Source organism: Enterobacter sp. BIDMC 27 (assembly GCF_000534415.1).
Classification (GTDB): Bacteria; Pseudomonadota; Gammaproteobacteria; order Enterobacterales; family Enterobacteriaceae; genus Enterobacter; species Enterobacter hormaechei_C.
This window is the reverse complement of record NZ_KI973178.1, coordinates 3,056,900-3,080,430: the sequence shown is the minus strand read 5'-3', so window position 1 is coordinate 3,080,430 and position 23,531 is coordinate 3,056,900. Positions and strand designations below refer to the sequence as shown.

The 23,531-nt window shown below is 58.6% G+C and carries 22 protein-coding genes; 7 read left to right on the top strand and 15 right to left on the bottom strand.

The features are described from left to right. The first annotated feature begins 159 nt into the window (after positions 1 to 159). The gene (locus L463_RS08095) at positions 160 to 357 is read left to right on the top strand and encodes a hypothetical protein (protein WP_003857318.1); all 198 of its coding nucleotides are present in this window, start codon (positions 160 to 162) and stop codon (positions 355 to 357) included. Between the two features lies 1 nt (position 358). Further along, on the top strand, positions 359 to 1,111 hold the full coding sequence (locus L463_RS08100; RefSeq protein ID WP_017384508.1) for a hypothetical protein: 753 nt from the start codon (positions 359 to 361) through the stop codon (positions 1,109 to 1,111). Positions 1,112 to 1,168: 57 nt separating this feature from the next. Here the strand turns inward: L463_RS08100 and L463_RS08105 are convergent, their stop codons facing one another. Then, complete coding sequence (locus L463_RS08105; protein ID WP_017693471.1) at positions 1,169 to 3,145, bottom strand: alkyl/aryl-sulfatase; 1,977 nt, start codon at positions 3,143 to 3,145, stop codon at positions 1,169 to 1,171. A gap of 202 nt (positions 3,146 to 3,347) precedes the next feature. Between L463_RS08105 and L463_RS08110 the strand changes: the two genes are divergently transcribed. Continuing rightward, on the top strand, positions 3,348 to 3,983 hold the full coding sequence (locus L463_RS08110) for a helix-turn-helix domain-containing protein (RefSeq protein WP_032103750.1): 636 nt from the start codon (positions 3,348 to 3,350) through the stop codon (positions 3,981 to 3,983). A 42-nt stretch (positions 3,984 to 4,025) separates the two neighbouring features. Here L463_RS08110 and paaY read toward each other — a convergent pair whose 3' ends face one another. The 13 genes from paaY to paaA all read right to left on the bottom strand — a co-directional run bounded on the left by paaY (position 4,026) and on the right by paaA (position 15,219). After that, positions 4,026 to 4,631, bottom strand: coding sequence for a phenylacetic acid degradation protein PaaY (paaY, locus tag L463_RS08115; RefSeq protein WP_006810541.1), 606 nt, complete (start codon positions 4,629 to 4,631; stop codon positions 4,026 to 4,028). Between the two features lie 9 nt (positions 4,632 to 4,640). Then, positions 4,641 to 5,576, bottom strand: coding sequence for a phenylacetic acid degradation operon negative regulatory protein PaaX (gene paaX / locus L463_RS08120; protein WP_032103751.1), 936 nt, complete (start codon positions 5,574 to 5,576; stop codon positions 4,641 to 4,643). A 133-nt stretch (positions 5,577 to 5,709) separates the two neighbouring features. After that, complete coding sequence (gene paaK, locus L463_RS08125; RefSeq protein ID WP_023303684.1) at positions 5,710 to 7,026, bottom strand: phenylacetate--CoA ligase PaaK; 1,317 nt, start codon at positions 7,024 to 7,026, stop codon at positions 5,710 to 5,712. A gap of 26 nt (positions 7,027 to 7,052) precedes the next feature. Beyond that, a complete protein-coding gene (gene pcaF, locus L463_RS08130) occupies positions 7,053 to 8,258 on the bottom strand; it encodes a 3-oxoadipyl-CoA thiolase (protein ID WP_032103752.1) in 1,206 nt (401 codons plus the stop codon). Continuing rightward, positions 8,258 to 8,680, bottom strand: coding sequence for a hydroxyphenylacetyl-CoA thioesterase PaaI (gene paaI, locus L463_RS08135; RefSeq protein ID WP_017693477.1), 423 nt, complete (start codon positions 8,678 to 8,680; stop codon positions 8,258 to 8,260). The genes pcaF and paaI overlap by 1 nt, the downstream gene beginning before the upstream one ends. Next, the gene (gene paaH / locus L463_RS08140) at positions 8,670 to 10,094 is read right to left on the bottom strand and encodes a 3-hydroxyacyl-CoA dehydrogenase PaaH (RefSeq protein ID WP_032103753.1); all 1,425 of its coding nucleotides are present in this window, start codon (positions 10,092 to 10,094) and stop codon (positions 8,670 to 8,672) included. The genes paaI and paaH overlap by 11 nt, the downstream gene beginning before the upstream one ends. Position 10,095: 1 nt before the next feature. Beyond that, positions 10,096 to 10,884, bottom strand: a complete 789-nt coding sequence (paaG, locus tag L463_RS08145; RefSeq protein ID WP_026080707.1) for a 2-(1,2-epoxy-1,2-dihydrophenyl)acetyl-CoA isomerase PaaG — start codon at positions 10,882 to 10,884, stop codon at positions 10,096 to 10,098. Beyond that, positions 10,884 to 11,651, bottom strand: coding sequence for a 2,3-dehydroadipyl-CoA hydratase PaaF (gene paaF / locus L463_RS08150; protein WP_032673210.1), 768 nt, complete (start codon positions 11,649 to 11,651; stop codon positions 10,884 to 10,886). Before paaF ends, paaG begins: the two co-directional genes overlap by 1 nt. Next, entirely contained in the window at positions 11,648 to 12,718 is a 1,071-nt protein-coding gene (paaE, locus tag L463_RS08155; RefSeq protein ID WP_032103755.1) for a 1,2-phenylacetyl-CoA epoxidase subunit PaaE, read from the bottom strand. The genes paaF and paaE overlap by 4 nt, the downstream gene beginning before the upstream one ends. Positions 12,719 to 12,725: 7 nt before the next feature. Then, a complete protein-coding gene (gene paaD, locus L463_RS08160; RefSeq protein ID WP_003857347.1) occupies positions 12,726 to 13,223 on the bottom strand; it encodes a 1,2-phenylacetyl-CoA epoxidase subunit PaaD in 498 nt (165 codons plus the stop codon). An 11-nt stretch (positions 13,224 to 13,234) separates the two neighbouring features. Next, complete coding sequence (paaC, locus tag L463_RS08165) at positions 13,235 to 13,981, bottom strand: 1,2-phenylacetyl-CoA epoxidase subunit PaaC (protein ID WP_015570597.1); 747 nt, start codon at positions 13,979 to 13,981, stop codon at positions 13,235 to 13,237. 8 nt (positions 13,982 to 13,989) lie between these two features. After that, complete coding sequence (gene paaB / locus L463_RS08170) at positions 13,990 to 14,277, bottom strand: 1,2-phenylacetyl-CoA epoxidase subunit PaaB (RefSeq protein WP_003857353.1); 288 nt, start codon at positions 14,275 to 14,277, stop codon at positions 13,990 to 13,992. A 12-nt stretch (positions 14,278 to 14,289) separates the two neighbouring features. Then, positions 14,290 to 15,219, bottom strand: a complete 930-nt coding sequence (gene paaA, locus L463_RS08175; protein WP_032103760.1) for a 1,2-phenylacetyl-CoA epoxidase subunit PaaA — start codon at positions 15,217 to 15,219, stop codon at positions 14,290 to 14,292. A gap of 285 nt (positions 15,220 to 15,504) precedes the next feature. Between paaA and paaZ the strand changes: the two genes are divergently transcribed. From paaZ to L463_RS08195, 4 genes are all read left to right on the top strand, one after another. Continuing rightward, on the top strand, positions 15,505 to 17,544 hold the full coding sequence (paaZ, locus tag L463_RS08180) for a phenylacetic acid degradation bifunctional protein PaaZ (RefSeq protein ID WP_032673209.1): 2,040 nt from the start codon (positions 15,505 to 15,507) through the stop codon (positions 17,542 to 17,544). A 196-nt stretch (positions 17,545 to 17,740) separates the two neighbouring features. Further along, positions 17,741 to 20,014 carry a primary-amine oxidase gene (gene tynA, locus L463_RS08185; protein ID WP_023296556.1) on the top strand — a complete coding sequence of 758 codons (2,274 nt, stop codon included), beginning with the start codon at positions 17,741 to 17,743 and terminating at the stop codon, positions 20,012 to 20,014. A gap of 168 nt (positions 20,015 to 20,182) precedes the next feature. Then, a complete protein-coding gene (locus tag L463_RS08190; RefSeq protein WP_023296555.1) occupies positions 20,183 to 22,156 on the top strand; it encodes an alkyl/aryl-sulfatase in 1,974 nt (657 codons plus the stop codon). Between the two features lie 51 nt (positions 22,157 to 22,207). Then, positions 22,208 to 23,314 (top strand): GGDEF domain-containing protein, encoded by a 1,107-nt coding sequence (locus tag L463_RS08195; protein ID WP_023296554.1) that lies wholly within the window; start codon positions 22,208 to 22,210, stop codon positions 23,312 to 23,314. 31 nt (positions 23,315 to 23,345) lie between these two features. On the opposite strand, the gene L463_RS24490 is transcribed toward L463_RS08195, so the two are convergent. Continuing rightward, the coding region (locus L463_RS24490; RefSeq protein ID WP_219810774.1) for a hypothetical protein at positions 23,346 to 23,531 on the bottom strand (186 nt) is incomplete at its 5' end.

Below are 23,531 nucleotides of genomic sequence, written 5' to 3'. Positions count from 1 at the left end.
CTTATTATTTTTCAGTTATATGGAATATCACCACGCACAACCATTTTGTGAAAAATATGAATTTCGCCGCCAGGCTGCCGATTTTTTAGGGATAACCTTAAGGCAAAGGTGCCATTTATCTTCCAGACTTATCCTTTTAATTCATAAGGATGTCACGCGATGAAACATTTACTGATGACGCTCTTTTCCAGCCCGGAATCCTTGTTGCAGGTCATGAGTCACCAGGAAATTATCGAAGCCGTAGAGGATGGCGACCGCATCATCATCGATCAGGATGGAAACGCCTCGGTTAACTACAAAAGCCACGAGGTGCGGCAGGACTTTCTGCGCCATGTCAACGCGCTGAAGAGGGCCTGAAATGGGAACGGCAATATTCATGGTATTGATGGTATGCGGGTACTGGTACACCAGCCGCGACCTCTCAACACGGTTTAAAATCAAGCGATCCTTTGGCTGGGACGTCTATTTTCTTGTTGCACTGTATGGCTGTATTTTTGTTCTTCAGGGGGTGATCGCCACCGGCCTGCTGTGGCTGCTGTTGTTCGCCCTCTCCGCCGCCGATAACACGTTCCATTTCACGTCAGCAAAATATGCCGACTGGCAAATTGATTTTATGAACTGGAGCTTCCTGGGGATTCAGGCCCCGGTGGTGGTGATGCTGACCTTCGCGATCCTGTTTTGTCTCTACCGATCGAACTGGGCCGGAAGCGCGCGGCTGGACGGCGATGGCCGGAAAAAATTGTACAAGCGGCTGGCGCAGTCGAGCGGGATTGAACAACTGCTCTATCAGTGCATGGAGGAAGGTGAACTGGCGCACGTCACGCTGAAATCGCGGCGGATCTATATTGGCATGATCCATACCGCCACGCTGGAGTATGAAAAAACGGCCAATATCGTGCTTATTCCGATGCTGAGCGGCTACCGTGACGGGAAGAACATGCAGCTCTGTATCGAACATAACTACAGCAAATGGTATGCCGAGCATGACATTACGCTCGATTCGGAGCCCAAAAGCGCCATGGATTTTCGCAAAGTGATCATGCTGGATCAGATCGAGAGTATTTCGCTGTTCGATCCGGCAAGCGCCAGCGCGCTGGCGATGCGTGAATGAAAAAAATAGCGCCTTATCGTAATAAGGCGCCAGGATTAACCAGGATGAACGCTAAACTTATGGCGTGACAATATTGAACCAGAAGTCAAATGTGTCCATGTAGCTCAGCATCTCTTCCAGCTTCGCTCCGTCTCCGCTCACCTTGACGTCACCCTTGTCCATCGCCTGCTTGAGCGTCTCTTTCTTAAGGATGATGTCATTCAGCGTGGTGCGGTCCAGGGTGATGGTTGCGTCGGCATCCTTCGCCTGCGCGTTGGCGGTATGGTTCAGCACGCCGTTTTCCAGCTCCAGCTTGTATTTGCCGCCATCCTTACCGAGATCGATGTTAAAGACCGCTTTCGCGTTACCGGCCCGCACCCCGTTGATGTGCACGCCCAGGTAGTCGAAGAACATTTCCGGGGTCATCGCCCGCACGGTATCCGGGCTGGCGGTGTTCGGCGTCGGCAGCTTCTTCACGCCATTACGCAGTTCCTGCGCGCCGGTCAGGTAGAAGTTACGCCAGGTGCCCGCTTCCGCCTGGTAACCTAACTGCTCCAGCGCGTCGGCTTCCAGATTACGTGCCGCAGCGTTCTGCGGATCGGCGAAGACAATTTTGCTGGTCACCTGCGCCACCCAGCGGTAGTTGCCCTGCTGATAGTCAGCTTTGGCTTTCTGCATGATGGCATCGGCCCCTCCCATGTATTCCACAAACTTCTTCGCAGCCTGTTCAGGCGGCAGTTCGTCGAGGGTAGCCGGGTTGCCGTCGAACCAGCCGAGATAAAACACGTAGGTGGCTTTGACGTCGTGGCTGACGGAACCGTAATAGCCGCGGCTAGCCCACTGTTTTTCCAGCGATTCCGGCAGTGTAAATTCAGCGGCGATCTCGTCGCGGGTCAGCCCCTTGTTTGCCATACGCAGGGTCTGGTCGTTGATGTAGCGATACATATCGCGCTGGCCTTTCATCAGCTTGACGATATTCTCGTTGCCCCAGGTCGGCCAGTGGTGCTGCGCAATAATCACTTCCGCGTCCGCGCCCCAGCGCTCAATGGCGGCGTTGATGTACTTGGACCAGGCCAGCGGATCGCGGATTTTCGCGCCGCGCAGGGAGTAGGTGTTGTGCAGGGTATGGGTCACGTCCTCTGCGGCTTCGATCATTTTCTTCTCTTTGACATACCACAGCATTTCGGACGGGGCTTCTGAGCCCGGCGCCATCATAAAGTCGTAGGTCAGCCCGTCAATCACTTCCTGCTGGCCGGTATGGGTAATGTAGTTGGTCGGCGGGATCAGGGTCACCGTACCCGCAGAGGTGGTGGTGCCAAGACCCGCCCCCACCTGGCCTTTTGCATCCGGCTTCAGCAGGTTGCCGTACATATAGCTCGCACGGCGGCTCATCGCATTCCCGGCCATAATGTTTTCGGAAACCGCTTCTTTCATAAAGCCTTCCGGGGCGTAGATCTTCACTTTGCCGGACTTCACGTCGGCTTCGTCAACCACACCGCGCAGGCCGCCGTAGTGGTCGACGTGACTGTGGGTGATCACCACAGCGACGACCGGTTTCTTGCCGCGGTTTGCATAGTAGAGATCCAGCGCTTCTTTCGCCGGTTCAGCGCTTAACAGCGGGTCGATAACGGTGATGCCCTTCTCGCCTTCAATGATGGTCATGTTGGAGAGATCGAGATTGCGGATCTGATACACGCCGTCGGTGACCTTAAACAGCCCGCCAATGTTGATCAGCTGTGACTGACGCCACAGGCTCGGGTTTACCGTATCCGGGGCTTTTTCACCCTCTTTCACGAAATCATATTTCGCCGGGTTCCAGATAACGTTCCCCTGCTCGCCTTTAATCATGTTTTGTGGCAGCGGGGCGATAAAACCTTTATGGGCGTTCTCAAAGTCGGTTTTATCGGCAAACGGTAATTTGTTATACAGGGCGTTATTTGCCTGCCGGGTTGTGGCAGTGGCATCCTGCGGCTGCACTTCCGCAAACGCGGAAAGCGACAGCGACGTTAACACACCGGCAAGCGCCAGATGTTTAGCAATTAGGGTTAATTTCATTGAATGGCCTCATAGATTAATTGCGCCGCCTGGATATTTACTGTTGGCGGATAATTTTAATGCGAACTCATTGACGACCATTCTAATCAGAATACTTTCTCATCATAGTCCCATATGGGACTGGTTATTTATCGGTTCGTAATCCGGGGGCTATTGCTGCTATACTCGTTACCACGGCAGACGTTGCGGGGAGAGGCTTAGCGTGAATTTTCAGGATATCCATACCTATTATCAGCAACTCAATATTGGGCAATTCTTTCCGCACATGCTTTGTAAAGGCGAGGCCTTAACCGTTGCCGCAAATAAAAAATTCACCGTCGAGCCTGGCTATATCTATTTTTGCACTGAAGGGTCGCTGACAATATTAATGCCTGATGATGGCCTAAATATTGGCAATACTATCGAGTATATGCCGATAGGGTTAATGGAAAGGTATTGTCCACTGGCGAAGTATGAATATCGCAGCAGTGCAAAGGTGAAGCTGGTGAGAATAGCCTGGGCCGACTTCGACCAGCTATTTTTCGAGGGCGGGTCTGAGCGCATGCAGGCGCTGGCCACCATACTGACCTACATGTCCATTTTCACCATCGACCTGCGCAATGAACGCAGGCAGGTCACCAGCTACCAGACCATAAAACCGATGCTGTACCGCTATCTCTATCGGCAGGAGACCCACACGGGAGAGAATGAGGGCCTGGCGCTGTTTATCATTAAGCGCACTAACCTGTCACGCACGCATGTCTTTCGCGTGCTGGCAGATCTCAAAGCCGGGGGCTATATCACCATGAAGCGCGGAAAGCTGGTGTCGATTGACCGGCCCCTGCCGGAAGCGTATTAAGCTCATCTTCACGCCTTGAGCAACATGCGGGAACGAACGGCCTTATTTATCCCGGCCAGCCGACTTGGGCCGTAAATTCTCATCGAAGACCAGCCGTTTGCGTCCGGGCTCTTCTTCCCGCAGCGGCTCCACCTGATGCAGCGTCTGCTTACAGCGATCCACCAGTACCTGATACTCCCGCGTGCCCTGCTTTTTCCACTCTATTTCCTGCGCGCTTAACTCACGAATCGCTTTCGCCGGACTGCCAAGAATTAAGTGATTCGCAGGCATCTCCGCTTTGGCCTTCACAAACGCCGCCGCCCCGACGATGCTGTTTTCGCCGATCGTCGCCCCGTCCATCACGACCGCATTCATCCCCACCAGCGCATTACGGCGGATAATGCAGCCGTGCAGGATCGCGCTGTGGCCGATATGCCCGTCCTCTTCCACCACCGTGTCCTGCTCCGGAAAACCGTGCATCACGCAGTTATCCTGGATGTTCGCGCCGTCTTTCACCACGATCCGGCCAAAATCACCGCGCAGGCTGGCGTTAGGGCCCACGTAAACACCTTTTCCGAGGATCACGTCGCCAATCAGCACCGCGGTCGGGTGAACATAGCTCTCTTCAGGCACGACCGGCGTCAGACCATCAATTTGATAAACAGGCATACCCTCTCCTTATGTGATATTCAGACCACCAAAACGCTGGTGATAAAGCGTGCCGGGAGCGGGCAGCTCGCCCACGGAGGTTTCCCCCTTCTCACTGACAAACGCCAGGGCTCCCGCCGCCACGCGCTGGTAGATGTTAATACACAGCTGTCGCGCGCTCTGTCCCGCCCAGTGCGCAGGAAGTAACTCCTCCGGCAACAGCGGATCTTTCAGCACCACGCGACGATAAAAATGAATGAGTAACAGCTGGATCTGGAAGCAGCGTTCCGGAGTCAAATCCTCAGGCGGCGCCTCTTTCAGCAGCGGCAGCAGCGGACGGAACGAGTTGATAAACGTTTCGTACATCGCATTTTGTTCGGTCAGCTGCCAGCACTCTTCCACGCGGGATCGTAGCGCCGCGCGTGACAAGGCCAGCGGCGAATGGGCTTCAAAGAAAATGACGTTTTCCGCCACGCCCGCGTCATGCAGCAGAGACTGCACGTCCGCCAGGTTCTGCGACGGCGAGGCCATCAGGCTCGGCGCCAGCGTGCCGAACCCTTGCCAGATGAGCTGTTTTTTCACGTCCGCGAGCGTGGTTTTATCCAGCCCCTCGGAAAGCAGCAGCAGCCATTTACCATCCCACGCCGGCAGTTCCGCACGGTAGATTTTATTTTCCGCGCGGCGGGTCAAACGCAGCCCCTTGTCGCTGAGACGGTAAAAGCTGCGGCGGCCAATGCGGGACACGTCCAGCCAGCCCTCTTTGTTGAGGCGAAACAGCGCGGTGCGCACAAAGCGCTCCCCGAAACCCATCCCTTCCAGCAGGGCCGCCAGGCTGCCGAGCCAGATCTCTCCGCCGCGATGGGAAAGCGCATCGCCATACAGCGAGGAGATAAGCGACGTTCCGCTGACGGGAACAGAGCTGACTGCGTGCTGGATAAAGGCATCAAGTTTATTCATGTGATTCATTCTGTTGTTATTTTTTTCCTGGATGAATCATAGCATACGAATCTGGGGTGTACCCTCACCCTAACTCTCTCCCAAAGGGAGAGGGAACTTAATACACCCTCTCCCTTTGGGAGAGGGCTGGGGTGAGGGAAATTCAACCGTTGGCTGCCACTTTACGCAAATCAAACACCCGGCTGGCTTTACCCTCGGAGCGCGGTATACTGCCGCAGTTCACGATCATCACGTCGGTCGAGATCCCCACCATCGATTTAATCCGATGACGCAGCTGATGGCAGACCTGACAGCGCTGTTCATGGGTCAGCGTTAAGCTGCTCTGTTTCAGCTCGACCTTCACCGAAAGTGAATCAAGATGCCCGCGGCGGTTCACCTCCAGCTGATAGTGCGGCGAAAGGTGTTCGAACTTAACGATCTCCTCTTCCAGCTGTGACGGGAAGACGTTAACCCCGCGAATGATGAGCATGTCGTCGCTGCGCCCGCTGATGCGATCCATCCGGCGCATGGTGCGTGCGGTGCCCGGCAGCAGGCGCGTCAGGTCGCGGGTGCGGTAGCGGATCACCGGCAGCGCCTCTTTGGTCAGCGTGGTGAACAGCAGCTCGCCCTGCTCGCCGTCGGCCAGCGGCGTGCCGTCATTCGGGTTGACGATCTCCGGGAAGAAGTGATCTTCCCAGATGGTCGGGCCGTCGGCGGTTTCAAGACACTCCATCGCCACGCCCGGCCCCATCACCTCGGAGAGACCATAGATATCCAGCGCGGTAATGCCCAGCCGTTTTTCAATTTCGCGGCGCATCGCCTGCGTCCACGGCTCGGCGCCAAACACGCCGACGCGCAGGGAACAGGCGCTGGCATCGCCGCCCATCTGACGCTCCAGCTCTTCAATGAGGTTCAGGCAGTAAGACGGCGTCACCATGATCATATCCGGCTGGAAATCGCGGATCAGCTGCGCCTGCTTCTCCGTCTGGCCGCCGGACATCGGGATCACCGTCGCTCCCAGACGCTCGGCACCGTAGTGCGCCCCCAGCCCGCCGGTGAAGAGCCCGTAACCGTAGGCGACGTGAATTTTATCCTTCGCGCTGCCCCCGGCGGCGCGCAGGGAACGGGCGACGATATTGGCCCAGTTGTCGATATCATTCTGGGTATACCCCACCACGGTCGGCTTTCCGGTGGTGCCCGACGAAGCGTGGATGCGCACAACTTGCTCCATCGGCACCGCAAAGGTATCAAACGGGTAGTTGTCGCGCAGATCCTGCTTGGTGGTGCACGGGAATTTTTGCAGGTCCGCCAGCTCGGTGAAATCGTCAGGGTGAACGCCCGCGGCATCAAACTTGCGTTTGTACATCGGAACGTTGTTGTAGGCGTGGTGCAGCGTCCACTTCAGGCGCGCGGTCTGCAACGCCTGCAATTCATCAATGGACGCGGTTTCGATCGGATCAAGCTTTGTTGTATTTATCATCGCAGGGTACTCACATTATTGTTCGCTCAAACACGCTCAAGGATCATGGCAATGCCCTGACCCACACCGATGCACATCGTACACAGCGCGTAGCGCCCGCCGCGTCGGTGCAATTCATTGCTTGCGGCCAGCGCCAGTCTGGCACCGCTCATTCCCAGCGGATGACCTAGCGCGATCGCCCCGCCGTTCGGGTTGACATGCTCGGCGTCATCCGGCAAGCCCAGCTGACGCAGCACGCCCAGCGCCTGTGCGGCGAAGGCTTCATTAAGCTCAATGACGTCCATATCGGTGATACTGAGTCCGGCACGCTCCAGCACCTTGCGGGTGGCGGGCACCGGGCCTAATCCCATCAGGCGCGGCTCGACGCCCGCTGTCGCCATGGCCACAATGCGGGTGCGCGGGGTTAACCCCTGGGCAAGCGCCATCGGCTCGCTGGCGATAATCAGCGCCGCCGCCCCGTCGTTGACGCCAGAGGCGTTCCCCGCCGTCACCACACCGTTCTTACGGAACGGGGCTTTCAGCGCGGCAAGCTGTTCCAGGGTGGTTTCGGCGCGCGGATGCTCGTCCACGCTCACTTCCGTTACCGCACCTTTTTTGCCCGCCACCTGTACCGGGATAATCTCCTGCGCCAGAACGCCATTCTGCTGCGCCCGCGCGGTGCGCTGCTGGCTGCGCAGGGCAAATGCGTCCTGATCGGCACGGCTTATATTTAACAATTCCGCTACATTCTCTGCCGTTTCCGGCATGCTGTCAGTTCCGTATTGCTGATGCATGAGCGGATTCACAAATCGCCAGCCGATGGTGGTGTCGAAGATCTCCGCCTGACGCTGAAACGCCGCCGTGGCTTTGCCCATCACGAACGGCGCACGGGACATGGATTCGACGCCACCTGCGATCAGCAGATCGCCATCCCCGGCCCTGATGGCGCGCGCCGCAAAGCCAAGGGCATCCAGACCGGAGCCGCACAGGCGGTTAATGGTGGTGCCGGATACCGTCTGCGGCAGCCCGGCCAGCAGCGCCGACATGCGCGCCACGTTGCGGTTATCCTCTCCGGCCTGATTCGCGCAGCCGAAGATCACGTCATCTATGCGCTCCAGATCGAGCTGCGGGTAACGCGCCAGCAGCGCACGCAGCGGCACGGCCCCTAAGTCATCGGCGCGCACGCTGGATAATCCTCCGCCGTAGCGACCAACCGGGGTACGCACCCCCTCACAAATAAATGCGTCACGCATCAGGCTTCTCCTGTCACACTGCCGCCGGTGCGGTGCGATTTCCCGCGAAAAAGAGCGACGGTTTTCTGGTGTTGGTTCTGAATTTCAATGTCGTAGACGCCGGTCAGTTTGCCCTGATGCTTCACCCGCGCGGTGGCGGTGAGCTTATCTCCGGCAAAGCCCGGACGCAGAAAATCGATGGCGCAGCCTGAGGCCACCGCCGCCAGCCCCTGACTGTTGCAGGCGTAGGCAAAGGCGGTATCGGCCAGCGAGAACAGCTGTCCGCCGTGGCAGGTTTTATGCCCGTTGAGCATCTGCGGGGTGATGGTCATGGTCACCACCGCGTAGCCCTCGCCCATGTCGATAATGTCCATCCCCATCGCCTGCGCGCAGGCGTCCCGTTCGTACATCGCGCGGGCGTTATGCCAGGCGTTATGACTCATAGCTACTCTCCAGAAGCGCACGCTGGCGCAGCAGTGAACAGGGGCGATAGCGTTCCTCGCCGTAGTGACGTTGCAGGTTTTCCAGCAGCGTTAACAGACGCTGCCAGCCAAGGCGTTCGCCCCAGGCGATGGGCCCGCAGGGATAGTTAACCCCTAAGCGCATGGCGGTATCGATGTCTTGCTCGCTGGCGACCCCTTTTTGCAGGGCGTCCAGCGCTTCGTTGGCAATCATCGCTACCGTGCGCCAGACCAGCAGGCCGGGGTAATCGGCAATCTGTACCACCCGTTTCTCCTGGTGCTGCAACCAGTAAATGGCTTTCTGCGTGGCGGCGTGCGGGTTGCCGGGTGCGGCGGCTATCACGGCCACATCCCGCTCGATGCGGTCGACCACCACCACCGGGCAGCCGTGGCGCAGCGCCAGCGACTGCGCGGTTTCACCCTGCGTTTCGATCAGCAACAGATCGTCAATTTCCGTGACACCGTCACTTCTTCGCTGTACGCGCATCGGGCTGAAGCTGTCGCTGACCGGGGCGAGCCAGCTGACGGCGGGTTTCTCCTCCAGCCAGCGGTAAACGCCCTGCCCGCTTTTCTTGCCCAGACGCCCGGCCAGCACCAGCTCCTGCTGCACCAGCGACGGCAGAAAACGACGCTCCTGCCAGAAGGCGTTAAACACGGAGCAGGTCACGGCAAAGTTGACGTCCTGACCAATCATGTCCGTCAGCTCAAGCGGCCCCATCGGGAAGCCCCCGCCGTCTCGCAGGGCGGCGTCGATCACCTCGGGCGTTGCCACCTGCTCCTCCAGCGCGCGCCAGGCTTCCGAGTAGAACGGGCGCGCCACGCGGTTGACGATAAACCCCGGCGTGGACTGGCAGCGTACCGGCTGCTTTCCCCAGCTCAACGCCAGCTCGCACAGTGCATCGGCCACTTCGGGAGAGGTCGCCAGCCCGCTGACCACTTCCACCAGCTTCATCACCGGGGCAGGATTGAAGAAGTGCAGCCCGGCGACGCGTTCAGGGTGGTTTATCTCCGCTGCAATCGCGGTAACGGAAATGGACGAGGTATTGCTGGCAAGCAGCGTCTGCGGCGGGCAGATCTCAGCCAGCTGGGTAAACAGCGCTTTTTTTACCTCAAGCCGCTCGGAGGCCGCCTCGATCACCAGATCGGCTTTCGCCAGAGCACTGATATTCGTCACCGGCGTCAGGCGGGCGAGGATCTGTTCCCCGGCGTCGGCAGAGAGTTTTCCGCGCGCAACGCGAGAGGAGAGCCGCTGACGAATGCCGTCGATGGCGCGGGAAATCGCCGCTGCATCAATGTCGTACACCAGAACCGGATGACCGTGGCTGGCTGCCACTTCGGCAATCCCGGCGCCCATGGTGCCGCTGCCAATGACGGCGACCGTATGGATATTCACCATCTTATTTCCCCGTAAAGTTCGGCGCGCGTTTTGCCAGGAACGCGCTGACGCCTTCCCGGTAGTCGTCGCTGCGTCCGGCCAGACGTTGATAGTCGCGCTCCAGATCAAGCTGGGCGTCGAGGGTATTGGTTTCGGCGGCGTTAATCGCCTGCTTGATCAAGCCCAGGCCAAAGGTCGGCTGCGAGGCAAAATGCAGCGCCATCTGCTGTGCGGTGGCGGAGAGCTGCTCGTCGTCCACCACCTGCCAGATCATTCCCCAGGCCTGTGCCTGCTCGGCGCTGAGCTTATCACCCAGCAATGCCAGCCCCATGGCGCGGGCGCGTCCGGCCACGCGCGGCAGCAGCCAGGTGCCGCCGCAGTCCGGTACCAGCCCGAGCTTGCTGAAGGCCATCACAAAACTGGCGGAGCGCGCCGCAATCACCATGTCGCAGCCGAGGGCCAGCGTGGCACCCGCCCCCGCCGCCACGCCGTTAACCGCGCAAATCACCGGCTTCGGCAGTTTTGCCAGGCGGCGCACCAGCGGGTTGTAAAAAGTCTCAACGGACATGCCCAGATCGGGCGCGGGGCCGTTCGGGTCCACGTTACGGTCGTTAAGATCCTGCCCGGCGCAGAAACCGCGTCCTGCCCCGGTGATCAGCAGGCAGCGGATGGCGTCATCACGCTCGGCCTGCTTCAGGCATTCGGAAAGCTGCTGGTGCATGACGTCGTTAAAGCTGTTCAGGCGCTCCGGGCGGTTCAGCGTAATGGTCATTACGCCCTGCTCAACATGGCTCAGAATAGATTCCACAATTAGCGTCCTTTAAAGTCTGGGGTGCGTTTTTGTAAAAAGGCGTTGATACCTTCCCGGCGATCGTCGGTGGCCGCGAACAACGCAAACAGCTGACGCTCCTGCGCCAGCCCGGCCTGAAGCGGGACTTCCTGCGACTGGCGAAGCGCCTGCTTCGCCGCCTGTAGCGCCAGCGGCGAGTGGCGCGCCATCCGCGCCGCCTGCTTCAGGGCGTACTCCAGCGTCAGCGAGGCCGGATAGACGTCGCTGACCAGCCCGGCGCTGTGCGCCTGAACCGCCGTGATGCTTTCGCCCGTCAGCACCATTTTGCTGGCCAGCGATTTACCCACGCTGCGGATCAGCCGCTGGGTGCCGCCTGCGCCCGGCATGATCCCGAGGGTGATTTCCGGCAGGCCAAAACGGGCGTTATCGCCAGCAATCACGACATCGCAGAGCAGCGCCAGCTCACAGCCTGCCCCCAGCGCGAAGCCGTTCACGGCGGCAATCAGCGGTTTGGTGAAGGCGTTGATCCGCGCCCACAGCTGCGGGCGGATATCGTTCAGGGTGGCGGGCAGGTCTTTCTCCGCCATTTCGTTGAGATCGGCCCCGGCGGCAAAGCAGCGTTCGTTGCCGTACACCACGCAGACGGCGATCTCAGCATCCGCGGCGGCGGCCTCAAGCTGCTCCGCGATTTGCAGGAGCAGCGCATTGTTGAGCGCGTTGCGCGCCGCCGGACGGTTAAGCGTCAGCTGCAACACGCGGCCGTGACGGGTGACAATCAGTTCGCTCATGCCATCCCCTTCGCATCAAAATCGACGATAACGTCGGCGGTTAACGGCAGCGCCTGACAGCTCAGCACATAGCCTGCGGCCAGCTCGTCCGGCTCCAGGCTGTAGTTGGTCGCCATATCGACTTTTCCGCGCAGCACTTTGCATTTGCAGGTGGCGCATACGCCGCCCTTGCAGGCGTAAGGCAGATCCGCCCCCTGACGCAGGGCCGCGTCAAGAATGCTTTCGTCGTCCGCCGTCAGGGTGATTTCACGGTCGCGCCCGTCCTGGCGGACGGTGACCTTCTGCCCGTCGGCCTGCACGCTGACAGTCCGTTTAACGGGTGTACCCGGCGTGTTAAAGCGCTCAAGATGGATCGCTTTTTCCGGCATACCCAGCGCTTTTAGTGCCGCCTCAGCCTCGTCCATCATCGCCGACGGGCCGCAGATGAAGGCTTCATCGTACTGGCGGAAATTCACCAGCGTTTTTGCCAGCGCCTGGAGCTTTTCCCCGTCAATGCGGCCATGGAGCAGATCGCTGTCGAGCGTCTCCTGGCTGAAGATGGCGATCAGCTGCAAACGCTGCGGGTATTTATCTTTCAGGTCCGCCAGCGCCCGGCGGAACATCATGCTCTGGCTGCTGCGGTTGCCGTAAATCAGGGTGAAGTGGCTGTGGGCTTCAGTGGCCAGCGTAGCGGACATAATTGCCAGCATCGGGGTGATCCCGGACCCGGCGGCAATCGCCAGATAATGGCCTTCGCGTTCGGCCTGCGGCTGATAGCCAAACTGCCCCTGGGGCACCATCACCTCCAGCGCCATGCCCGGTTTGATCTCGTCCCGGGCATAGCGGGAAAAACGTCCGCCCTCGATGGCTTTGACCGCCACGCTGATCTCACCGCACGCGGTGCTCCGGCAGATGGAGTAGCAGCGGCGCAATTCATCCCCGCCAGGACTGGCTTTCAGGGTCAGATGCTGACCGGGACGGAAGCGGTACGCCTCCTGTAACGCCTGCGGCACCGCGAAGGTAATGGTCACCGCGTCGCGGGTTTCGGGTTCTACTTTTGCCACTGTTAATGAATGAAACGTTGTCATGGCAGCCTCAAATACATTTGAAATAGTCGAAGGGCTCACGGCAGGTATTGCAGCGGTAGAGCGCTTTGCAGGCCGTGGAACCAAATTCACTGATGAGCGAGGTATCGGTGCTCGCACAGCGCGGGCAGCTCACCTCCGCGGGAACGTGGGCATGGCAGCTATGGCCGACAGGCGGGCTGATGCCATATTCACGCAGGCGCCTGCGGGCATCGTCGGTCATCCAGTCGGTGGTCCAGGCGGGCTCCAGTTGCAGCACAATATGTACCGGGCTAAAGCCGTTTCCGGTCAGGGTTTCGCGGATCGCCCCCAGCAGATGCTCTGTTGCCGGACAGCCCGAATAGGTTGGCGTGAAGCCGATGACCCAGCCTTCCCCCTGCGCCTTCACGCTGCGCACCATGCCCAGGTCGGTGATGGTCAGCACCGGCACTTCCGGGTCGGGGATCTGGCTTAACAGCGCCCAAATCTGCGGGATTTGTGCAGGCGCGATGTCGACGAGGCGTTGCATGGCGTCCTCCTTTACCACTGCTGGCCGGGGTAAACGCGCTGGAGATACTGCATCTCTGCCAGCATCGGCCCGAGGTGTTCGGTATGTAGCCCCTTCTTGCCGCCCGTGCGATACGCCACCTCTTCGGGCACGCGGAGGGTGGCTTCCGCCAGGCCAGCAAACACTTCGCGCTCCCACGGGTCCCGCAGGTCGCGCGGATCAACCGCCACGCCGTCATCAATTAGCGCCAGCTCGACGTCGTCGGCGTCGAACAGTTCAGCCGTAAAGCGCCACAGGCTATCCACCGCCTGCTGCATTTTTTGTGCGGAGGTCTCTGTTCCGTCCCCCAGCCGCACCAGCCAGCCGCGGCTAAAGCGCAGGTGATAGCGTGCCTCCTTAATGGCTTTTGCCGCGATGGCGGCAAGCTGACTGTCGCTGCTATGGATCAGCCGCTCGTAGAGCGCCACGTTCCACGCATCCATCAGATACTGACGGGCAATGGTGTCAGCGAAGCTGCCGTTTGGTTGTTCCACCAGCAGCAGATTGCGGAACTGACGCTCATCGCGGCCATAGGCCAGGGTGTCTTCATCGCCCTTACCCTCCCGTTCAGCGGCGTAGGTCAGGAAATTGCGCGCCTGCCCGAGCAGATCAAGGCCGATATTGGCGAGCGCCAGGTCAATTTCCAGCTCCGGCGCGTGGCCGCACCAGGCACCCAGACGCTGTGAGAGCACCAGACCGTTGTCGCCCAGACGCAGGGCATAAGCAGATACGTTGTTCATCCCCAACCTCACATATGCTCGATGCCATCAGGGATGGTGTAAAACGTCGGATGGCGGTAGACCTTGCTTTCCGCCGGATCGAAAAACTCCCCGCTCTCTTCCGGCTGGGAAGCGACGATTTCACTCGCCTTCACCACCCAGATGGAACAGCCTTCGCTGCGGCGGGTATAGGCATCGCGCGCGTTTTCCAGCGCCATGCGGTCGTCGGCAGCGTGAAGGCTGCCCACATGCCGGTGCGACAGCCCCTGCTTCGAACGGACAAAAACTTCGTATAACGGCCAGTAAACATTGCTCATGGTTGATTCCTCTTATGCGGCCTGGCGGGCGCGTTGTTTTTCCGCGTGGGCCAGAGCGGCTTCACGCACCCATGCGCCGTCGTCCCAGGCTTTACGTTTTGCGGCCAGACGTTCGTGGTTGCAGATCCCGCGCCCGGTGATCACCTCGTCAAATTCCTGCCAGTCGATTTCGCCGAAGCGGTAGTGGCCGCTCGCTTCATCGAAACGCAGGTCGGGGTCCGGCACGGTCATACCGAGCATCTCCACCTGAGGCACCGTGTTGTCCACGAAGCGCTGGCGAAGCTCATCGTTGCCAAAGCGTTTGATCTTCCAGGCCAGACTGCGGGCGCTGTTTGGGGAGTTGTCGTCGTTGGGTCCAAACATCATCAGCGCGGGCCACCAGAAACGGTTGATGGCGTCCTGCAACATCTGCCGCTGGGCTTCGCTGCCCTGCGCCAGCGCCATGCAGGCCTCAAAACCCTGACGCTGGTGGAAGCTCTCTTCTTTACAGATTTTCACCATCGCCCGGGCATACGGACCGTAAGACGTACGACACAGCGCCACCTGGTTCACAATGGCCGCCCCGTCCACCAGCCAGCCAATGACGCCGATATCGGCCCAGCTCAGGGTCGGATAGTTGAAGATGGAGGAGTATTTCATCTTGCCGTCGAGCATCTTTTGATAGATGTCCTCCCGGGCGCAGCCCAGCGTTTCCGCCGCGCTGTAGAGGTACAGGCCGTGTCCGGCTTCGTCCTGCACCTTCGCCAGCAGAATGGCTTTCCGGCGCAGCGTCGGCGCGCGGGTGATCCAGTTTCCTTCCGGCAGCATGCCGACAATCTCAGAATGGGCGTGCTGTCCAATCTGGCGGATCAGCGTCTTGCGGTAGGCATCCGGCATCCAGTCCTGCGGCTCGATGGCCGTCTCCTGTGCGATGCGTTGCTCAAAGCGTTGTTCTTGCGTCACATAACCACCTTTGTGATTCGTTAAATCACCACAAATAGCAAAATGGTGAATCATTTGGTTTCTTAAAAGTTACACAAAGGTTAAATATAACCCCAAGAAGCGTTTGTTTATTTTGTGACGACGCTCGCAAGCCTTTTGATGAAAGGCCGATAACGCAAGACTTTCGGGTGGTCAGGCTAAGCAATACAGATCACAACGTTAACAATTCATTAAAACTCAGCTTGATTTTTATGATTCACGATCAAACTATTGATAGTGAAATCACGAAACATCTGGAGAGAAGAAATGCAGCAGTTAGCCAGCGTCTTGTCCGGCACCTGGCAATCAGGCCGGGGCCGCGAGCGCAACATCACCCACGCCATCAGCGGGGAAACGCTCTATGAAGTGACCAGCGAAGGGCTGGATATGGCGGCCGCGCGCCGTTACGCCATTGAACACGGCGGAGAAGCGCTCCGTGCAATGAGCTTTATCGAGCGCGCCGCCATGCTGAAGGCGGTGGCCAAACATCTGCTGAGCCAGAAGGATCGCTTTTATGCCCTGTCAGCCCAGACCGGCGCGACGAAGGCCGACAGCTGGGTGGATATTGAAGGCGGTATCGGCACCCTCTTCACCTACGCAAGCCTCGGCAGCCGTGAGCTGCCGGACGATACCCTGTGGCCGGAGGATGAACTGATCCCGCTGTCGAAGGAAGGCGGCTTTGCGGCACGTCACGTGTTAACGTCGAAATTCGGCGTGGCGGTGCATATCAACGCGTTCAACTTCCCGTGCTGGGGGATGCTGGAAAAGCTCGCGCCCACCTGGCTTGCCGGGATGCCCGCCATCATCAAGCCCGCCACCGCCACCGCGCAGGTGACTCAGGCGATGGTGAAAGCGATCGTCGAGAGCGGGCTGGTGCCGGACGGCGCCATCAGCCTGATCTGCGGTGGCGCGGGCGATCTGCTGAACCAGCTCGACAGCCAGGACGTGGTGACGTTTACCGGATCGGCCAGCACCGGGCAGAGTCTGCGCGTCCACCCGAATATCGTCGCGCATTCCATTCCGTTTACCATGGAAGCAGATTCTCTCAACTGCTGCGTGCTGGGTGAGGACGTGACGCCGGAACACCCGGAGTTTGCGCTGTTTATCCGAGAAGTGGTGCGCGAGATGACCGCCAAAGCCGGACAAAAATGTACCGCCATCCGCCGCATCATCGTGCCGGAAGCGCAGGTTGACGCCGTCAGCCAGGCGCTGATTGCGCGGCTGGAGAAAGTGGTCGTCGGCGATCCGGCCCAGGAAGGGGTGAAGATGGGGGCCCTCGTCAACGGTGAGCAACGTGCTGACGTGCAGGAAAAAGTCGATCATCTCCTTGCCGCGGGCTGTCAGATCCGTCTGGGTGGTAAAGCTGATTTGCAGGCGGCTGGCGCATTCTTCCCGCCCACCCTGCTGTTCTGCCCGCAGCCGGACGAAACCCCGGCCGTCCACGCCATCGAAGCCTTTGGCCCCGTTGCAACCCTGATGCCCTGCCGTAACACCGAACACGCCATGCAGCTGGCGCGGGCGGGCGGCGGCAGCCTGGCGGGAACGCTGGTTACGGCAGATACCCGCGTGGCGCGGCAGTTTATTGCCGGGGCAGCGCGCGCCCACGGACGTATTCAGATCCTCAACCAGGAATCCTCGAAAGAATCCACCGGCCACGGTTCACCGCTGCCGCAGCTGGTGCACGGTGGTCCGGGACGTGCGGGCGGCGGCGAAGAGCTGGGCGGCCTGCGCGCGGTGAAGCACTATCTTCAGCGCACGGCCATTCAGGGCAGCCCGTCCATGCTCGCCGCGATCGGTAAACAGTGGGTCCGTGGCGCGGAGGTGCAGGAAGATCGCGTTCATCCGTTCCGTAAATACTTCGAGGAGTTACAGCCGGGCGACAGCCTGCTGACCCCGCGTCGTACCCTGACGGAAGCGGATATCGTGAATTTTGCCTGCCTGAGCGGAGATCATTTCTACGCTCATATGGACAAAATTGGCGCGGCGGAGTCGATTTTTGGTGAGCGCGTGGTACACGGTTATTTCCTGATTTCCGCCGCGGCGGGGCTGTTTGTCGATGCCGGGGTTGGGCCGGTTATTGCCAACTACGGCATGGAAAACCTGCGCTTTATCGAGCCGGTCAAGCCGGGCGATACCATTCAGGTGCGCCTGACCTGTAAACGTAAAACGCTGAAGAAACAGCGCACTGCCGAGGAAAAACCCACCGGCGTGGTGGAATGGGCGGTGGAGATCTTCAACCAGCACCAGCAGGCCGTGGCGCTCTACTCCATCCTGACGCTGGTGGCGCGCCAGCAGGGTGACTTCTGACGCACCTCTTTCTTGCCGGGTGTCGCTCCGCTTACCCGGCCTACAACTACCTGACCGGGGTGTGATGCACCCCCGCTCTTTTTTTAACCTGGCAAGACTGACAAACAACCTGGCAGATGCAGGCAAACGCTTTTCGTGCGCGCCTGTCAGGATAAGGCTGACACAACACAATAAACACAACAAGATGAGGTCTGCGATGGGAAGCAATTCTTCTTTTTCTGCCCGTAGAACGGCACTGGCCATGGCCGTTGCGCTCTGTTGCGCCTGGCAATCCCCTGTTTACGCTCACGGCAGCGAGGCGCATATGGTCCCGATGGACAAAACGCTTCAGGCGTTTGGCGCGGACGTGCAGTGGGATGATTACGCCCAGATGTTCACCATCGTCAAAGACGGTGCCTTTGTGAAGGTCAAACCCGGCGCAAACACCGCCATCGTTAACGGCAAACCGCTGACGCTCCAGGTGCCCGTGGTGATGAAGAACAATAAGGCGTTTATCCCGGAGACCTTTATCAACGATGTCTTTCAGTCCGGTCTTGATCAGACATTCCAGGTTGAAAAAAGCCCCCACCCGTTAAACGCGCTGACGGCTGATGAAATCAACCAGGCCGTAGCCATTGTGAAAGCCTCTGCGGATTTTAAACCCAATACCCGCTTTACCCAGATTGCGCTGGCGGAGCCAGAAAAGGCCAAAGTCTGGGACTTTGTGCTTAACGGCACGGCGGTGGATGCGCCCCGCCAGGCCAATATCATCATGCTTGATGGTAAACACATCATCGAAAGCCGGGTGGATCTGAAGGACAAAAAGATCCTCCGCTGGGAGCCGATCAAAGACGCGCACGGCATGGTGCTGCTGGATGACTTCAATACCGTGCAGCAGATCATCAATGAAAGCCCGGAGTTTGCCGCCGTGCTGAAAAAGCGCGGCATTACCGACCCGAAGAAAGTGATCACCACTCCGCTTACCGTCGGCTTTTTTGACGGCAAGGATGGGCTGAAACAGGAAGACCGCCTGCTGAAAGTGATCAGCTATCTCGACGTGGGCGACGGTAACTACTGGGCGCACCCGATCGAAAACCTGGTTGCGGTGGTGGATCTCGAGCAGAAGAAAATCCAGAAGATTGAGGAAGGCCCGGTCGTGCCGGTTCCGCTCACGCCGCGCCCTTATGATGGCCGCGACCGCGTTGAAACGGTGAAAAAACCGCTGGAAATTATCGAGCCGGAAGGCAAGAACTACACCATCACCGGGGATAGGGTGCACTGGCAGAACTGGGATTTTCATCTGAGCCTGGACTCACGCGTCGGCCCGATAATCTCCACCGTGACCTATAACGACAACGGCAAAAAGCGACAGGTGATGTATCAGGGATCGCTCGGCGGCATGATTGTGCCGTACGGCGACCCGGATATCGGCTGGTACTTTAAAGCCTATCTGGACTCCGGCGATTACGGCATGGGTACCCTGACCTCCCCGCTGGTGCGCGGCAAGGATGTTCCGTCTAACGCCGTGATGCTCAACGAAACCATCCCGGATTACACCGGCGCGCCAATGGAGATCCCCAGGGCGATCGCCATTTTCGAGCGTTACGCCGGGCCGGAATATAAGCATCAGGAATTAGGTAAACCCAACGTCAGCACCGAACGCCGCGAGCTGGTGGTGCGCTGGGTCAGCACCGTGGGTAACTACGATTACATCTTCGACTGGGTATTCCACGAAAACGGCACTATCGGCATTGATGCAGGGGCTACGGGCATTGAAGCGGTGAAAGGCGTGCAGACGAAAACCATGCATGATGCCACCGCGAAGGATGACACCCGATACGGAACGCTGATCGACCATAATATTGTCGGTACCACCCACCAGCACATCTACAACTTCCGTCTGGATATGGACGTGGACGGCATCAACAATAAGCTGGTGGCCATGGATCCGGACGTCAAACCGAACACCGCTGGCGGACCGCGCACCAGCACCATGCAGGTTAATCAGTATGATATTGATACCGAACAGCAGGCGGCGCAGAAGTTTGACCCGGGCACCATCCGCCTGCTGAGCAATACCAGCAAAGAGAACCGCATGGGCAACCCGGTCTCGTATCAGATCATCCCTTACGCGGGCGGCACACACCCGGTAGCGTCCGGCGCGAAGTTTGCCCCGGACGAGTGGATTTATCACCGCCTGAGCTTTATGGATAAACAGCTGTGGGTGACGCGTTACCATCCCGACGAGATGTACCCGGAGGGAAAATACCCGAACCGTTCCACGCACGATACCGGCCTCGGCCAGTACAGCAAAGATAACGAATCGCTGAACGACCAGGATAACGTCATCTGGATGACCACCGGCACCACCCATGTCGCCCGCGCCGAGGAGTGGCCGATAATGCCGACGGAATGGGTGCACACGTTACTCAAGCCGTGGAATTTCTTTGACGAGACGCCAACGCTCGGCAAGAAAAAAGAGCAGAAATAACCCACCGACCGGGCGTAATGCCCGGTTTTTCATCCGCTTACTTGCTGAATTACTCTCCCCGATTATAGTTATTGTTACCTCGCTTAATCCTTTTGCATTTCTTGACACACTTTCACCAGGATTCGGAGTCTCCACAAACAACGTCACAGTTTACTGAGAGGTTTTAGGATGAGAATCAATGAGATCGTCAGGAGTCTCGCGCTGGCGGGATGTTTTATTTCTGCCAGTTCCGCCTGGGCCGCAGAAGCACCTAAGGATGCCACCGCAGCAACGCAACAGGCCAACAACGCACTCTTCAACCAGCTTCCTTTCTCCGATAACACCGATTTTACCAACGCCCACAAAGGGTTTATTGCCCCGCTGCCTCAGGACATTATCAAAGGTGAGCAAGGCAACACCGTCTGGGATCCGCAGCAGTACGCTTTTATCAAAGAAGGCGATAAGGCGCCCGACTCGGTTAACCCGAGCTTATGGCGTCAGTCCCAGCTGATTAACATCAGCGGTCTGTTTGAAGTGACCGAAGGCGTCTACCAGATCCGTAACCTCGACCTGTCAAACATGACCATTATTGAAGGTAAAGAAGGCATTACCGTGGTCGACCCGCTGGTGTCGGCGGAAACGGCCAAAGTCGGGATGGATCTTTACTATAAAAATCGCGGTAATAAGCCTGTGGTCGCCGTTATTTACACCCACAGCCACGTTGACCACTATGGCGGCGTGCGCGGCGTGGTGGATGAAGCAGATGTGAAGTCCGGTAAGGTGAAAATCTACGCGCCCGCCGGATTTATGGAGGCCGCCGTCGCGGAGAATATCATGGCGGGTAACGTCATGAGCCGCCGCGCCAGCTATATGTACGGCAACCTGCTGAAGCCGGATGCGAAGGGCCAGGTCGGCGCGGGTCTCGGCACCACCACCTCCGCCGGGACGGTGACCCTGATCGCCCCGACCAATATCATCGAGAAAGATGGTCAGAAAGAGGTGATCGACGGCCTGACCTATGATTTTATGCTCGCGCCGGGATCGGAAGCGCCTTCTGAGATGCTCTGGTATATCGAAGAGAAAAAGCTGATCGAGTCAGCGGAAGATGTCACCCATACCCTGCACAACACCTACTCCCTGCGCGGCGCGAAAATTCGTGAGCCGTTGCCATGGTCGAAATACATCAACCAGGCGATTGTACGCTGGGGTGATAAAGCCGAAATCATTATGGCGCAGCACCACTGGCCGACATGGGGCAACGACAACGTGGTTAACCTGCTGAAAAGCCAGCGCGACCTGTATCGCTACATCAACGACCAGACCCTGCGCATGGCGAACGAAGGGCTGACCCGTGACGAGATTGCCGCCAACTTCAAACTGCCAAACTCCCTGGCCAATACCTGGGCAAACCGTGGCTATTACGGTTCTGTCAGCCATGACGTTAAAGCGACCTACGTGCTCTATTTAGGCTGGTTTGACGGCAACCCGGCGACCCTGGACGAACTGCCGCCTGAAGAAGCCGCGAAGAAATTTGTGGACTACATGGGCGGTGCGGATGCCATCCTGAGCAAAGCGAAAACCGACTTTGACCAGGGGAACTACCGCTGGGTGGCTCAGGTGGTCAGCAAAGTGGTCTTTGCCGATCCAAATAATCAGGCCGCGCGAAACCTGGAAGCGGATGCGCTGGAGCAGCTGGGTTATCAGGCTGAATCAGGCCCGTGGCGTAACTTCTACCTGACCGGCGCCCAGGAGCTGCGTAACGGCGTGGTGAAAGGACCGACCCCGAACACCGCCAGCCCGGATACCGTGCGCGCGATGACGCCAGAAATGTTCTTTGACTATCTGGCGGTGCACATTAACGGTGAAAAAGCGGCGGATGCAAAATCGGTGTTTAACATCGACCTCGGCAGCGACGGCGGTAAATACAAGCTGGAGCTGGAAAATGGCGTGCTGAACCACACGGCGAACGCCGAAGCGAAAGACGCTGACGCGACCGTGACCCTCAACCGCGATACGCTGAATAAAATCATCCTGAAAGAAGTGACGCTTAAACAGGCGCAGGATAACGGCGATATCAAAGTGACCGGCGATGCCGCAAAACTTGATGCCATGCTCGGTTACATGGATAAATTTGAATTCTGGTTTAACATTGTGACCCCGTAAAGGCAGCACTCGCGGGCGGACGTTCCGCCCGCTCAAGGAAAATTCTCTTCAATGGAAAAAAGACATCCAGCCACACCCGAACCCGCGATATGGCCTACCCGTAAATCAATGGTTGTTCACGGGCTGGCCGTGAACCTGCCGTGGCTCGCCTTTGTGAATGCCAGCTTTGCCCTTATGGTCCTGCTGCGCAATTCGCTGTTCGGCCATATCGATGCCCTCCTGCACATCAGCCCCCCTCTGCGGCAGATGATTGACGCCTCCATGCTGGGCGTGGTGATCCTTTCCGTAGCGCTGGTGATCATGGCCTGGCGCCACATCCGCGGCGTCAGCGCCGTTTTGTTTATGTGCAGCCTGCTGTGGTCGATAAGTTGTTACTGGTTTATCAACGTGTTACAGCTTCCTCATCCCTGGCCTATATTCGTTACCCTGCTGATGGCCGGTATGACCGCGCTCTATTTTCACCCGGTTGCACTGCTCTGCTTCACCGTTCCGCTATGGGTAAGCCTGCCCGTTGCCAGCATGCTGCTGAATCAGGAAATTAATTATCGCTTTGCCGGGCTGTGGGTGGTGTTCACGTTCATTCTCGTGTGCGGGCGCTATATCCTGTTGAGCTGGTTTGAAGAGGCGTGGCGTCGCAACCAGCAGAATCAGCGTTTAATTTCACGGCTGGATGCGCTGGCCCATCAGGATCCGCTGACGAAAACGGCCAACCGCCGGGCGATGGAGCTGGTGCTGGAAAATGCCGTAGAGCAAGGCAAACGCTTCGCGGTGCTGATGCTGGATGTCGATTACTTCAAACTGTATAACGACACCTACGGTCACCAGGCCGGAGATGCGTGTCTCGCGCGGGTGGCAGAGGTGCTGAACACCTCGGTGCGCACGCCAGAGGATGTGGTTTCGCGCTACGGTGGCGAGGAGTTTGTGGTGATCCTCTTTGACTGCGAAGAAAGCGTTGCTGAGAAAGTCGCCGCGCGGATCCAGGCTGGCCTGCGCAACGCAGCCATTCCGCACAGCGCGTCGAAGGTTAGTGAATGTGTGACGGCGAGTATGGGCATTGCAGGCTATACCGCAGGGCTGGCCGGCCCGGAAATCATCGCCCGCGCCGATGCGGCGCTGTACAGGGCGAAGGAGGCCGGGCGGAATCGGTGGTCGCTGTAAGTTACGCAGGGTGGCGCTGCGCTTACCCGGCCTACAAAACCAACCTTTTCCTCGATCCCGTAGGCCGGGTAAGGCGTAGCCGCCACCCGGCGTTTTTTTTAATACCGCACACACACACCGACTTGGTTTCACACCAGCCATCCAGCCAGTCGGGGCGGAAATCATTGCCCGCGCCGATGCGGCGCTGTACAGGGCGAAGGAGGTCGGGCGGGATCGG

Coding starts and splice junctions, on each gene's coding strand:
- L463_RS08095 (WP_003857318.1), top strand. CDS start 160: ATGAAACATTTACTGATGACGCTCTTTTCCAGCCCGGAATCCTTGTTG.
- L463_RS08100 (WP_017384508.1), top strand. CDS start 359: ATGGGAACGGCAATATTCATGGTATTGATGGTATGCGGGTACTGGTAC.
- L463_RS08105 (WP_017693471.1), bottom strand. CDS start 3,145: ATGAAATTAACCCTAATTGCTAAACATCTGGCGCTTGCCGGTGTGTTA.
- paaY (WP_006810541.1), bottom strand. CDS start 4,631: ATGCCTGTTTATCAAATTGATGGTCTGACGCCGGTCGTGCCTGAAGAG.
- paaX (WP_032103751.1), bottom strand. CDS start 5,576: ATGAATCACATGAATAAACTTGATGCCTTTATCCAGCACGCAGTCAGC.
- paaK (WP_023303684.1), bottom strand. CDS start 7,026: ATGATAAATACAACAAAGCTTGATCCGATCGAAACCGCGTCCATTGAT.
- pcaF (WP_032103752.1), bottom strand. CDS start 8,258: ATGCGTGACGCATTTATTTGTGAGGGGGTGCGTACCCCGGTTGGTCGC.
- paaI (WP_017693477.1), bottom strand. CDS start 8,680: ATGAGTCATAACGCCTGGCATAACGCCCGCGCGATGTACGAACGGGAC.
- paaH (WP_032103753.1), bottom strand. CDS start 10,094: ATGGTGAATATCCATACGGTCGCCGTCATTGGCAGCGGCACCATGGGC.
- paaF (WP_032673210.1), bottom strand. CDS start 11,651: ATGAGCGAACTGATTGTCACCCGTCACGGCCGCGTGTTGCAGCTGACG.
- paaE (WP_032103755.1), bottom strand. CDS start 12,718: ATGACAACGTTTCATTCATTAACAGTGGCAAAAGTAGAACCCGAAACC.
- paaD (WP_003857347.1), bottom strand. CDS start 13,223: ATGCAACGCCTCGTCGACATCGCGCCTGCACAAATCCCGCAGATTTGG.
- paaC (WP_015570597.1), bottom strand. CDS start 13,981: ATGAACAACGTATCTGCTTATGCCCTGCGTCTGGGCGACAACGGTCTG.
- paaB (WP_003857353.1), bottom strand. CDS start 14,277: ATGAGCAATGTTTACTGGCCGTTATACGAAGTTTTTGTCCGTTCGAAG.
- paaZ (WP_032673209.1), top strand. CDS start 15,505: ATGCAGCAGTTAGCCAGCGTCTTGTCCGGCACCTGGCAATCAGGCCGG.
- tynA (WP_023296556.1), top strand. CDS start 17,741: ATGGGAAGCAATTCTTCTTTTTCTGCCCGTAGAACGGCACTGGCCATG.
- L463_RS08190 (WP_023296555.1), top strand. CDS start 20,183: ATGAGAATCAATGAGATCGTCAGGAGTCTCGCGCTGGCGGGATGTTTT.
- L463_RS08195 (WP_023296554.1), top strand. CDS start 22,208: ATGGAAAAAAGACATCCAGCCACACCCGAACCCGCGATATGGCCTACC.